This is a genomic window from Paenibacillus sp. J31R122 (genome assembly GCF_056269185.1).
In genome coordinates, this window is record NZ_JBWDNM010000003.1 from 346,029 (window position 1) to 358,524 (window position 12,496).

Consider the following 12,496-nt stretch of genomic DNA (forward strand, 5'->3'; position numbering starts at 1 on the left):
TGTTCACGATGACTGACCGCGCATATGCTTTTTTCGAAGAGCAGCAGCAAGCTAGAGGTATTAATATCAATGAGGTTAAGGAAAGTCTGAAATCATTAAAAATAGAAACTCCATCATGGGGTTACGGTGATTCCGGCACGCGCTTTAAAGTGTTCCAGAAGGAAGGCGTGCCTCGCAACCCGTTTGAGAAATTTGAGGATGCCGCACAGGTTCATAATCTGACAGGTATTGCTCCTTCCGTTGCCATCCACATTCCTTGGGATAAGGTTGACGATTATGGCAAACTGAAAAGCCATGCGGAAGGTCTCGGACTGACCATTGGTGCCGTTAATCCAAACCTTTTTCAAGATGAAGACTATATGCTTGGAAGCGTTACAAATGCAGATGCTGCCATTCGCCGCAAAGCAACGGATCACCTGCTAGAGTGTGTAGACATTGCGAAGGAAACTGGATCACGTGAATTTAGCTTATGGTTTGCTGACGGTACGAACTATCCAGGCCAAGGTGATATTCGCAAACGTAAAGCTTGGATGAATGAAGCGCTTGCTGAAATGTATAATGCAATGACTCCAGAAATGCGTATGCTTATTGAATACAAATGCTTTGAGCCAGCATTCTATCATACTGATCTAGCGGATTGGGGTATGGCTTTCAACTTGGCTCAGAAGCTCGGACCACAGGCAGAAGTGCTTGTTGATACGGGACACCATTTACCGGGTGCAAATATCGAGCATATCGTTGCTTATTTAATCGATGAGAAACGTCTTGGCGGTTTCCATTTCAATAGCCGTAAATATGCGGATGATGATCTGATTGTCGGTTCTGTTAATCCTTATGAGCTATTTTTGATTTTCTATCAAATCTTGAGCGCAGCGGGCGATGCGGATGCTGCCATCCGTAAAAACGTTGCTGATATCACATATATGATTGACCAATCACATAACATCGAACAAAAAATTCCAGCGATGCTGCGTTCCGTACTAAACGTACAAACGCAATTTGCTAAAGCGCTCCTCATTAACCATGCCGAGGTAGCCGATGCAGCAGGGCGCAATGATGTGCTCGGCGCTGAGGATGCGGTTCGCCGTGCCTTCGAATTTGATGTAACACCACTTCTTCATGCAATCCGTGAAGAGCAAGGCCTTCCGCTTGATCCGATGAAAGCTTATTTGAATAGCAGTTATGGCAAAGGCATATTAGTGAGAGGCAAGGGCGGTGCCAGCTGGTGACCATTCTTGCTTACGATCTGGGGGCGAGCAGCGGAAGAGCGCTGCTCGGCCGGCTTGTAGACGGTAAGATTGAGGTTGAGGAGCTGCATCGTTTTTCCAATGATCCTGTACAGGTCGGCAATCAGCTTCAGTGGGACATCTTAAGGCTGTTTCATGAGCTAAAGCAAGGATTGCTAAAGGCAAAGCACCAGGATATTAAACTGAAGAGTCTTGCGATTGATTCTTGGGCCGTTGATTTTGGTATTATTGGAAGAAATGGTGAGCTGCTGGGCAATCCTTACCATTACCGCGACCAGCATACGAATGGTGTCATGGATAGCGTCATAGAGGAGTTATCTGCTAACGAAATATTTGGTCGAACGGGCATTCAATTTTTACCGTTTAATACTATTTATCAGCTTGCTGCATTAAAGCAGGCTGATTCACCGTTATTACGGGAAGCGAAGCACTTTCTGATGATACCTGATTTGCTGCGTTACTTTTTAACAGGGGAAATGCATAATGAATTTTCAAATGCGACGACAACGCAGTTGTTCAACCCGATCAAAGGAACTTGGGATGACAAGCTGATTCAGGCGATCGGTCTGTCGCCAGACTTATTTGGACAAATTGTTCAGCCAGGTGCAAGTGTCGGTCAATTGCGCGTTTCTTTATGTGAGGAGCTTGGCATTGACAGTGTTCCTGTATATGCGGTAGCTGAGCATGACACGGGTTCAGCAGTTGTTGCTGTACCTGCACTTGATCGGTCATTTGCCTATTTAAGCTGCGGTACGTGGTCACTTATGGGAACAGAGGTAAATGAGCCTGTCATTAGTGAGCTAGCGCAGCAGTTAAACTTCACAAATGAGGGCGGTGCGTACGGTACGTATCGTTTGCTTAAAAATATAATGGGTCTATGGATTTTACAGGAGTGTAGACGTTCATGGGAGCGAGAAGGAATTTCATACTCTTTCCCCGAATTAGTTAAGTTGGCCGATGAGGCTAAGCCATTTGCTGCATTCATTGATCCAGATGATCCATTATTTCTGCATCCGGGAGGTATGCCTGAACGCGTTGGTGAGTACTGCTTTCGTACAGGGCAAGAAGTACCTGGGGATGTTGGAGCAATCGTTCGTTGTGTGCTGGAAAGCCTTGCGCTCAAATATCGATATGTGCTGGAGCTTACTGAGCAGTTGTCCAGCAACTCGTTCAATGGGCTGCATATGGTAGGCGGCGGCATCCAGAATACGTTGCTATGTCAATGGACTTCAAATGCGATTGGCAAACCAGTATGGGCAGGACCGGTAGAGGGAAGCGCGATCGGCAATATGGTTGTCCAATGGATTGCGTCAGGCGAGTTGTCTGATATATGGGAAGCACGTAAAGTTATTCGCGAATCATTCCCTGTTGAGGTATATGAGCCAGAGGATCAAGAGGCATGGGAGATCGCGTACAAATCTTTTAAAGCAAAGACAGGAATCGCATAAGCTGCGAATTCAAATAAAGGTTAGGAAGAGGTAAGGTATGCTGGCAGCGGAACGTTATGACAAAATTGTACAGCTGGTTAATGAGAGAGGGAGTATCCGAGTGACAGAGCTCAGTGAGCTCTGCCAGGTTACGGAGGAAACGATTCGGCGTGACCTTGATCGCCTAGAGCAAGCCGGTCGTTTGCGACGCTCGCATGGCGGTGCAGTAAGCGTAAAGGATCAGCAGCCGGAAATTCCGTACTTCGAGCGCGAAATAACTCGTGCAGATGAGAAGAAGCGGATTGCTCAGGCTGCTATAAAGCTGATCCAGCCGAAGGATCGTATCCTACTGGATGCAAGTACTACAGCTTGGTATATGGCTGCCAGTATGCCTGACATTCCTTTAACCGTGCTCACTAATTCAATAAAAGTTGCTATGGAGCTCAGCAGCAAGGAGAAGATCGAGGTTATTTCAACCGGTGGGATACTTGCTGCACGATCACTTTCTTATGTGGGTCCTCTGGCTGAACGCTCACTTGATGCTTATCACGTGGATAAAGCATTTTTCTCTTGTAAGGGCGTGCATCTTGAACGAGGCATAAGTGAATCGAATGAACTGCAGGCACGAATTAAGCATAAAATGGTCGGTATGGCCGATGAAGTTATCTTACTTGCGGATTCCAGTAAGTTTGGCTTACAAGCCTTTACACATGTTGCCGATTTGAGTGCTATCGATCACATCATTACCGACTCTTACTTGCAAAGTGAGCTTCATTCACAGCTGCAAGAACGGCAAATTACGGTGACTACGGTTTAATAAGAATTACAGATAGGGATGGAAATCGTGATATAGATATAGATGGTGTTTGTTTTAGCGGCAGTTAGCATTACAGCACCATCTTTATAAGTAAGCTATATTTAGATTAATATGAGCTGTTCTATATTTTTTTTTGTTTAAACTTGTCTGACAACCTGATAAAATGGGGTAAAAAAGGCTGAGAGGGGTGCCGAAATGAAAGTTTCTTTATTTATTACCTGTTTGAGTGATGCGCTGTTTCCGCGTGTTGGCGAAGCTATGGTGCGATTACTCGCGAAGTATGGTGTATCACTGCAATTTCCGACTGTACAAACCTGCTGCGGTCAGCCAGCGTTCAACAGCGGTTATTGGAAGGATGCTAGAGAATCAGCTAAAACGATATTGGATGCTTTTGAGGATTGCGACTTCGTTATTTCCCCATCTGGCTCCTGCACCGGAATGATTCATCATTATCCTAAATTATTTGAGGACGATCCAGTTATGTTGAAGAAGGCGATTAGTCTTCAGAACAAGTCGTATGAATTTACGCAATTTCTTGTTCAAGTTCTTGGAGTAACCGATGTTGGCGCATCGTTTTCGCATAAGGTTACCTATCATCCATCCTGTCATGGCAGCCGGATATTAGGGGTTAAGGATGAGCCGTTAGCGCTTTTACAAAATGTGAAAGGGCTAGAGCTCGTTCCTTTGCCTTTCGCTGAGGATTGCTGCGGCTTTGGCGGTACCTTTGCTGTGAAAATGGCGGATATCTCCGGGGCTATGGTTACAGAAAAGGTGGATCATGTGCTGGAGACGGAAGCCGAGGTGCTTGTTGGACTCGATATGGCATGCCTTCTTAATATTGCTGGCAACTTGCACTATCGGAATGAGCCAGTTCGCGTCATGCATCTAGCGGAACTGCTCTACGAAGGGGTGAAGTAAGCATGAGTACGGGACAGAAAGCAAAGGGCAAAGCTACGGTAAAGGCAAGAGCAGATCTAGCGCTTAATGATGAATTTCTGCGCAAAGCAGTACGGTTCACAACGGAACGTCTTCGTAATGGGAAGAAAAAAGCGACGGAGGAACATGGCAACTGGGATGATTGGCGTGAGAGGGGCAAGCAAATTCGGCTTCATACCATTGCTCATCTTGATTATTATTTGAATTTGTTTGTCGATAATGCTCGTGCGAACGGCGTACACATCCATTTTGCAAATACGGGTGAGGAAGCCGTAGCGCTTACACTGGATATCGCAGAGCATGCGAAAGCGAAGTCGGTTGTGAAATCAAAGTCGATGGTTACGGAGGAGCTTCATCTTAACCATGCTCTAGAGTCTATCGGCGTTGAAGCAGTGGAAACAGACTTAGGCGAATACATTATTCAGTTAGCTGGAGAAATGCCGTCTCATATCGTAATTCCTGCTATACACAAAAACAGGTATCAGATCGCTGACCTTTTGTCCAAGGAAGCGGGTTATACTTTGCCGCCGGATACGACTGCGCTTGCAGGCTTCGTTCGGAAGAAGCTGCGGGAGAAATTTTTGGATGCAGAGATCGGAATGACGGGCTGCAACTTTGCGATTGCAGAGACTGGCTCAATTGTATTATTCGAAAATGAAGGCAATGCTCGTATGGTCAGCACCGTACCAAAAACACAAATTACATTGATGGGAATGGAGCGTATTATTCCTTCCTGGTCCGATCTTGAAGTAATGGCTACTCTGCTTCCTCGCTCGGCTACCGGACAGAAGCTGACGATGTATATGTCGGGGATAACCGGTCCGCGTCGTTCTGAGGATGCGGATGGTCCAGATGAAATGCATATTATTATTGTTGATAACGGCCGTTCGTTGCAGCTTGGCGATCCTGAATTCCAAGAGCTGCTCAACTGCATTCGCTGCGGTGCTTGCTTGAATGCTTGTCCGGTTTATCGTCATATCGGCGGTCACGCATACGGCAGCACTTACAGCGGTCCTATTGGGGCCGTTCTAACACCATCTTTGAACAAAAATATAGCCGAATGGGACGATGTCGCCAATGCATCCAGCCTATGTGGTGCTTGTTATGAGGCCTGCCCGGTCAAAATACCACTGCATGACATGCTCGTTTACCTACGTCGCCGCAAGGTGGAGAGCGGTAACGGAAGCAAGCTGGAATCGATCGGCATGCAGGGCTTTTCCACAATTATGGGCAACTCGTCTCGTTTTGGAGGGGTGCTTAGATTAGGCAAGCTTGGTCAGAAGCTCGTTGTCCGAAGCGGAGTCATCAAGACAAAGCTTGGACCGCTCAAAGGCTGGAATACGTACCGGGTAACACCTAGTTTACCGAAAGAATCGTTCCGTGACCGTTGGGATACTTTGGATCAGGAGCTAAAGCAGGGATTGAAGCAAATGGAGCCATCTATGCAAAATCGGATGGAAGAGCTCGTTCGAAAGCGCAAGGAAGATGAGAAGCAGGGTAAAGGAGGGCATGGACATGGCTGACACACATAAGCAGTGGCTAGATAAGCTTGAGGCGGATTCTCGCAAGAAGCAGGAGCATTTTATGAATGATATTGCTTCCAAGCTGAAACATCCGAGAATGGTTAAGAAACCACAGCATCCGTTCCGTGGCGCGCCTGATTTCTGGAATGCCCTCGAATGGCCAATGCAGGAGAGAATAGATCAGTTCACAGCTAACTTCGTATCCGTAGGCGGTCATGTATCGCGTCTTGAGTCAATGGAGCAAGCTAAGCAGTTTATTGTCCAGAAAGCGGAGGAAATGAGTGCGAAATATGTGATTCGTCAAGATCAGCCCGAGCTGGACGCGCTTGATTTGGAAGGAGCGTTAGCTGATTCCAAAGTGTCGGTATGGAACAGTGATCCTGAGCAATACTGGCGGGCACGCGCGGCAGAAGCAGATTTCGGTATAGTCATAGCCGATCATGCGGTTGCCTACACGGGATCAGTTACTGTTTTATCAGCTAGTAATAAAGGTCGTTCTGTCAGCTTGCTGCCAACCGTACTATTTATTATTATTCCGGTTGAACGGATGAAAACCAGACTGGGCGAGGTGCTTGTGACGTTCGACGAAGCGGGTCGCGAGCAGCTGCCAGCCGGCATTCATTTTATTACAGGACCGAGCCGCTCCTCCGACATCGAGAATGACTTAACAATCGGCGTTCACGGTCCGGGAATCGTGTATGCGCTGCTTGTTGGATGAGGATTAGTTTAAGGAGTAAGTTTGCCTCTGCAAACTTGGGGGTATGCTTACGAAGTGAGTTTGCATCTGCAAGCTTGGGGATTATGCTTAGGAAGTAGGTTTGCTTTTGTAAACTTAGGGATTATGCTTATGAAGTAAGATTGCATATGCAAACTTTAGGATTATGCTTAGGAAGTAGGTTTGCATTCGCAAGCTTTGGGGGTGAAGCAAATGTCATTACTTGATGTAGTGAAGCTGTCAAAACGCAATCATTACGAGGTAATTACGGAACAGGTGAAGCAGCTCATCATAGATGGAAAGCTGAAGGTTGGCGATAAGCTGCCTTCGACCAAAGAGATGTCGGAACAGTTTGGGGTCGGACGCTCTACCACCCGTGAAGCGCTAAGCGCACTAAAAGCGATGGGTATGATTGAAATTCGTCAAGGCGGCGGTTGTCGTGTCATCCGAAGTGCTCCAGTCGAAGTTGAGCTACCCGAGCTTCAGTCACTCCGAATGAACCGCGACACCGTATTTGAACTGCTTGAGGCGAGGGAATCACTCGAGGTTTCTAATGCGGCAATCGCCGCTATGAAGCGAACGGATGAAGATTTAATTGTCCTGCGCCGCTTAATTGAAGAAATGAAGAACTCCGTTGGAAATGATGCCGAAGGAGAACGGACTGATCTTCTGTTTCATTTGACGCTGGCTAAGTCGACACATAATACGATTATGGTCCGATTGTTCGAATCCATTATGAATCATATCGAAACGGCCATTCACGATATTCGGAAGGTTGAGCTGTATGCAAACACATCGGTCGCTGAACGGCTGTATGAGGAGCATTCCGCAATTTTTGATGCGATAGAACAACAGGATGAACCGCTGGCGGCCGAACGAATGAAACATCATTTGCAGCATATTGAGTCTATTGTAAGGAAACATATAGGCAGTATATAAGTGAGAAAATGTCCCCTCCTTATGATTCTAAAAGGGGTAGCAGACTTGTTATTTACCAAAAAAGACAGCGAATATCGCTGTCTTTTTTAATTGTTGTTTAACTGCCCATTTATCTAGCACTGCCACTTCGAAGGGATTATCATTTTTTTGTCATGAAGACATGCTAGAGCTTGCATAACTAATGGAGGTAGAAGATACTAATAGAGCTTCAAATCTGAGGATCGAAGATACTGATAAAACTTAAAATCTATAACTGAGAAGTTTTGAAGTTACTGATAAAGCTGAAAAGCTGGGAGATGTCGAAGTTACTGAAGTGGCTCACTAATTAGTGAGGTAAATCTCATTAAATTGATGGTATAACGGCTGCATCAATGTGATAGTGAAGTAAACCTCATTCCCCATGAGCTTTTGTTCATGGGGAATGAGGTTTACTTCATTGTTTGTTTAATTGTTACTTACTCAACCAGTGAAACAGTGAGGATAGACTCACTATTATAGAGGATTACCTCACAAAGCTAAGTGATAAGGATACGTTTATATAATAGATGTGTGTGTATGACCATGAGGAAGCAAGCGAAGTATGCGAATGCGAGTGTGTTGAAGAGGAAGCAAGTGAAGTATGCGACTGCGAGTGTGTTTTGATGAGGAAGCAAGCGAAGTATGCGAATGCGAGTGTGTTGAAGAGGAAGCAAGCGAATTATGCGAATGCGAGTGTGTTGAAGAGGAAGCAAGCGAAGTATGCGAATGCGAGTGTGTTGAAGAGGAAGCAAGCGAAGTATGCGAAAGCGAGTGTGTTGAAGAGGAAGCAAGCGAAGTATGCGTATGCGAGTGTGTTGAAGAGGAAGCAAGCGAAGTATGCGAATGCGAGTGTGTTGAAGAGGAAGCAAGCGAAGTATGCGAATGCGAGTGTGTTGAAGAGGAAGCAAGTGAAGTATGCGAATGCGAGTGTGTTGAAGAGGAAGCAAGTGAAGTATGCGAATGCGAGTGTGTTGAAGAGGAAGCAAGTGAAGTATACGAATGCGAGTATGGCAATGCGTCGGGGGAGCTAATTCCAATATTTTTCCAATGGGTACCCGACATCTCTGAATTTTAGTATAATAAATGAATAATTGATTATTAGAGGCTTATAATTGGAGGCTGACAAATGGGTTTATTTTCTTTTCTAAAAGGTCAATTTATTGAGGTCATCGAATGGCTGGACGATACAGGCTCTATGGTTTATCGTTTTCCAGTTTATGATAATGCGATCAAGATGGGCGCCAAACTAATTGTGCGTGAATCGCAAGTAGCGATATTCGTAAATGAGGGCAAGATTGCTGATATATATGGACCCGGAACCTTTACATTAAGTACGCAAAACATGCCGCTTCTAACAGCGCTGAAAGCTTGGCCGCATGCGTTTAACTCCCCTTTTAAGGCGGATGTTTACTTTGTCAGTATGACAAACTTTACAAATTTAAGATGGGGAACGACTAACCCATTCCTGTTGCGTGACGCTGAATTTGGAGTAGTTCGACTAAAGGGCTTCGGTACCTATTCGATCCGAGTGGGGCAGCCTGATTTGTTCCTTAAAGAGTTATTTGGTACACGCAGCGAATTTAAGGCAGATCAAATTTCGGATCAGTTAAAATCCATTATCGTTACCGGTATTAGCGATCTCATCGGTGAATCCAAAATTCCTGTGATGGACCTAGCTTCCTCCTACGAGGAATTAAGCGCCAGTGCTAGAGAACGTCTGCAGTCTCATTTACAGGGGATGGGACTTTCCTTGACGTCCCTGATGATTGAGAATCTGTCGCTGCCACCTGAGGTGGAGCAGATGATTGACCGAAAGTCATCTATGAACATTGCCGGTAATTTGGATCAGTATATGAAATTTCAGACTGCGGAGGCAATCCGTGAAGCGGCGAATAATCAAGGGTCCGGTGATGCTGGCACAGGTGTAGGTCTGGGCGCTGGCATGGCAATGGGACAGATGATGAGCCAAATGATGAATAAGCCTGCCGAGTCACAAGCGGGAAGCGGAGACCGTGCGAATGATAGGGGAGCGAATTCAAACGCTGGAAAACGTTTTTGCTCAGAATGCGGCGTGCCTCTAGCGGAAAATGCAAAGTTCTGCTCAAGCTGCGGCACTAAGGTATAGGAGATGACGATGGAAGCATCCGCGCCAAAGACGCCTATTACATTCCCTTGCTCGGGTTGTGGCGGTCAAATGTTTTTTCATTCCGAGGGACAGAACCTGAAATGCCAATATTGCGGCAAAGAGGAATTAATCGAGGATTCCAAGCAGCGTCCGATTGAGTATAATCTTGATTTGTCCGATTCTGATACTAATCTGGGGACAATGACCGATTGGGGCTTTCGCAAGCAGACGATCCACTGCGAGAACTGTGGCGGGGAGAGTTTTATTCCTGAACTGGAAACGTCAACGTTGTGTGCTTTTTGCGGATCGCCAAAGGTGCTTAGACAAGAGGATAAGGCGAGCATTCGACCAGAAACAATTATTCCATTTCTTATCACGATGGAACAGGCGGTTAATTCCTTTAAGCTCTGGAAGAAGAAGCGCTGGTTCGTTCCCAATGCATTCAAAAAAGGAAATATCGTATCTCGTCTAACGGGTGTATACATTCCCTATTGGACATTTGATTCTCAGACGGCTTCAGTGTATACGGCGCAAAGAGGGGATTATCATTATCGAACGGAAACGAGAACTCGTGTCGTCAATGGAAAAACTGAAACCTATACAACGCAGGTTAGGTATACGGTATGGCATAACGTAGGCGGCGGACATGATCGTTTCTTTGATGATATTCTGATTCCAGCGTCTGCCCGATATGATGAAGATATGCTCGAGAAGCTAGGTAATTTCAATCTAAAGCAGCTTAAAGAATATAAACCGGAATATTTGAGCGGTTTTGCTGCGGAGAGATATTCGATCTCTCGCAAGGACGGCTGGCGGTCAGCTGGCCAGAAAATCGATGAAGCGGTTCGCAGTGACATTATTCGCAAGATTGGCGGGGATGAGGTGAGGGCGCTTCATATTCGCACACAGTATGACAATAACACCTATAAGCATATTTTACTGCCCTTATGGAACGCCAATTATTCGTATCGCAACAAGCCCTATCGCTACATGGTGAACGGTCAGACGGGGCTTGTATCTGGAGCTGTTCCTCGCAGCCCTTGGAAAATTTCATTTTTCGTGCTGTCCTGTCTCATTGCAGCTGCAGTGATCGTGTTTTTTGTCATGCAAAATAACTGATCCTATTCCCATCTTCTACTTTCCCAGTTCCATTATATTGGATCTGGGATTTTTCATAGGACTGAGGTTGGGAGAATGAGATCCTTATAGAGGAGGAGTTTATTAGTGTATAACTTTGATGAGCCGAGCGGATTTGGAGGGTTCCTAAGGGAAATGCCCATCTTTTTCAAAATATTCGGAGGGTTTGTTGTAACGCTTGTTATAGGAGTTTTTCTGTATGTCATTATAAAGGGTTTAAGCACTTGGACTTCTAACAATGCAGCATCGTTGCAAACTCAGAACTGTAAGGTTGTTGATAAGAGAACCGAGGTATGGGGCGGATCTGGCGATTCAAGTACTTCTACCAATTACTATATAACGTTTGAATTTGCGGATCATTCACGGGTGGAGCTACCTGTGAACACGAATCATTTTGGTATAATAGTTGTCGGTGATCAGGGAGAGTTAACCTTTCAAGGAACAAGATTTAAGGGGTTTAAGCGATTACCGATAAGCTAGGTGTGGGTTACGATCGCAAATTGTCGATTTCAAAAATCCATGCAAAAAAACTGGTTCGTTCCATAACGAACGGAACGACCAGGCTTTTTTTGAATGACCTATGATTGCAACATTCTCTCTATCTTCGTGACTCCATCACCAATCAGAATTGAATAACGATCATCTGATGACTTAGCAGCTTTGGCAACGAATAAGAGACGACTCCATCTTTATAAACGAATGGCAGCTGCTCAAGCTGTGGAGCTAAATACACATTGCTAACTTCCTTATCTGTGCGTACTTCATTGCGGATGTCGTAGAGCGGGATGATGTCTTCAATAATCTCAACGGACTCGCCACGACATACAGGTGAGGCATACAGCAAATGATGCACGAGGCGGTTTTGACCATCTTGACTTTGAAGGGTTGTCACCCCTTGAGCTGGAAGTGTTGTAATTAGCGTCTTAAGGTCTGCAAGCAATCTATCCAGCGCATATAGTACGATGTCGAGCAGCATCAGACTACCTTTTTGGGCGTAGTCTTCGAACAGGTAGGATTTCTGAATGCTAGATCTCGTCTTCCTTGGACGAGGTAGCCTCCATTATGGAATATGGTAATATCTGGTTTAAATCGTTGGACAGCCGCGTTGGTTCGATCTGTATAAGGTGCATACGTCTGTTCCCACAGCGTATACATCTCCGATTTATCCATTGGGTTAATCCCTTGTTCCTGGGCCGACCTAATACAGTTCTGACAATAGCATTCAGACACACCTACGATATCAAAGAAGATGCCGTCAGCGTCATACTGTTGAACGACTTGCTCTGTTTGGGCAACAAGCAAGTCCAAATACGGTGAATTAAAGCAAAACTGATGATAACCAGCGGACATGAAATCGGGCGCCCAAGTGGTTGATTCATTTGCTCTTCTTAAAAGCCATTCTGGATGAAGGCGGGCAAGCTTCTCATCAAGACCTGCGGATATATAAACCGGTGTCTTAACGCCAATTTCATGAGCGGCCTCAATTTGCGCTCCAAGTCGGGTCTGCTGTCGGCATTGATGAATTAAATTACTTTATCCGTCTTTTCCGAAAGGAGAAAGGAGTGACACCTGCAGCCTATCGTCGTCAGCGGCAGGGTTATACATAAAGGTT

The 12,496-nt window shown here is 45.6% G+C and carries 14 protein-coding genes; 12 read left to right on the forward strand and 2 right to left on the reverse strand.

Features of this window, described 5'->3' with window-relative positions; all coding sequences use genetic code 11:
• Positions 1-8 precede the first annotated feature (8 nt).
• The 11 genes from rhaI (at position 9) to AC0YN7_RS07890 (ending at position 11,364) form a co-directional block, all read left to right on the forward strand.
• Entirely contained in the window at positions 9-1,229 is a 1,221-nt protein-coding gene (gene rhaI, locus AC0YN7_RS07840; protein ID WP_475809399.1) for an L-rhamnose isomerase, read from the forward strand.
• A complete protein-coding gene (locus AC0YN7_RS07845) occupies positions 1,226-2,695 on the forward strand; it encodes a rhamnulokinase (RefSeq protein WP_475809400.1) in 1,470 nt (489 codons plus the stop codon). Before rhaI ends, AC0YN7_RS07845 begins: the two co-directional genes overlap by 4 nt.
• Before the next feature lie 37 nt (positions 2,696-2,732).
• Positions 2,733-3,491, forward strand: coding sequence for a DeoR/GlpR family DNA-binding transcription regulator (locus AC0YN7_RS07850; RefSeq protein ID WP_475809401.1), 759 nt, complete (start codon positions 2,733-2,735; stop codon positions 3,489-3,491).
• Between the two features lie 195 nt (positions 3,492-3,686).
• On the forward strand, positions 3,687-4,409 hold the full coding sequence (locus tag AC0YN7_RS07855) for a (Fe-S)-binding protein (RefSeq protein ID WP_475809402.1): 723 nt from the start codon (positions 3,687-3,689) through the stop codon (positions 4,407-4,409).
• A 2-nt stretch (positions 4,410-4,411) separates the two neighbouring features.
• The gene (locus AC0YN7_RS07860; protein WP_475809403.1) at positions 4,412-5,950 is read left to right on the forward strand and encodes a LutB/LldF family L-lactate oxidation iron-sulfur protein; all 1,539 of its coding nucleotides are present in this window, start codon (positions 4,412-4,414) and stop codon (positions 5,948-5,950) included.
• On the forward strand, positions 5,943-6,668 hold the full coding sequence (locus tag AC0YN7_RS07865; protein WP_475809404.1) for a LutC/YkgG family protein: 726 nt from the start codon (positions 5,943-5,945) through the stop codon (positions 6,666-6,668). The genes AC0YN7_RS07860 and AC0YN7_RS07865 overlap by 8 nt, the downstream gene beginning before the upstream one ends.
• Positions 6,669-6,878: 210 nt before the next feature.
• Positions 6,879-7,604, forward strand: coding sequence for a FadR/GntR family transcriptional regulator (locus AC0YN7_RS07870; RefSeq protein ID WP_475809405.1), 726 nt, complete (start codon positions 6,879-6,881; stop codon positions 7,602-7,604).
• Positions 7,605-8,245: 641 nt separating this feature from the next.
• Complete coding sequence (locus AC0YN7_RS07875; RefSeq protein WP_475809406.1) at positions 8,246-8,653, forward strand: hypothetical protein; 408 nt, start codon at positions 8,246-8,248, stop codon at positions 8,651-8,653.
• Positions 8,654-8,748: 95 nt separating this feature from the next.
• Positions 8,749-9,747: an SPFH domain-containing protein gene (locus tag AC0YN7_RS07880; RefSeq protein ID WP_475809407.1), complete on the forward strand. Its 999-nt coding sequence runs from the start codon at positions 8,749-8,751 to the stop codon at positions 9,745-9,747.
• A 9-nt stretch (positions 9,748-9,756) separates the two neighbouring features.
• Positions 9,757-10,866 carry a TFIIB-type zinc ribbon-containing protein gene (locus tag AC0YN7_RS07885; RefSeq protein ID WP_475809408.1) on the forward strand — a complete coding sequence of 370 codons (1,110 nt, stop codon included), beginning with the start codon at positions 9,757-9,759 and terminating at the stop codon, positions 10,864-10,866.
• A gap of 105 nt (positions 10,867-10,971) precedes the next feature.
• The gene (locus AC0YN7_RS07890) at positions 10,972-11,364 is read left to right on the forward strand and encodes a DUF2500 domain-containing protein (protein ID WP_475809409.1); all 393 of its coding nucleotides are present in this window, start codon (positions 10,972-10,974) and stop codon (positions 11,362-11,364) included.
• Positions 11,365-11,506: 142 nt separating this feature from the next.
• Here the strand turns inward: AC0YN7_RS07890 and AC0YN7_RS07895 are convergent, their stop codons facing one another.
• Both AC0YN7_RS07895 and AC0YN7_RS07900 read right to left on the reverse strand, forming a co-directional pair.
• Positions 11,507-11,860 carry a hypothetical protein gene (locus tag AC0YN7_RS07895; protein WP_475809410.1) on the reverse strand — a complete coding sequence of 118 codons (354 nt, stop codon included), beginning with the start codon at positions 11,858-11,860 and terminating at the stop codon, positions 11,507-11,509.
• Complete coding sequence (locus AC0YN7_RS07900) at positions 11,860-12,408, reverse strand: alpha-amylase family protein (RefSeq protein ID WP_475809507.1); 549 nt, start codon at positions 12,406-12,408, stop codon at positions 11,860-11,862. Before AC0YN7_RS07900 ends, AC0YN7_RS07895 begins: the two co-directional genes overlap by 1 nt.
• Positions 12,409-12,419: 11 nt before the next feature.
• Between AC0YN7_RS07900 and AC0YN7_RS07905 the strand changes: the two genes are divergently transcribed.
• The gene (locus AC0YN7_RS07905; RefSeq protein WP_475809508.1) at positions 12,420-12,491 is read left to right on the forward strand and encodes a hypothetical protein; all 72 of its coding nucleotides are present in this window, start codon (positions 12,420-12,422) and stop codon (positions 12,489-12,491) included.
• Positions 12,492-12,496: the final 5 nt, after the last annotated feature.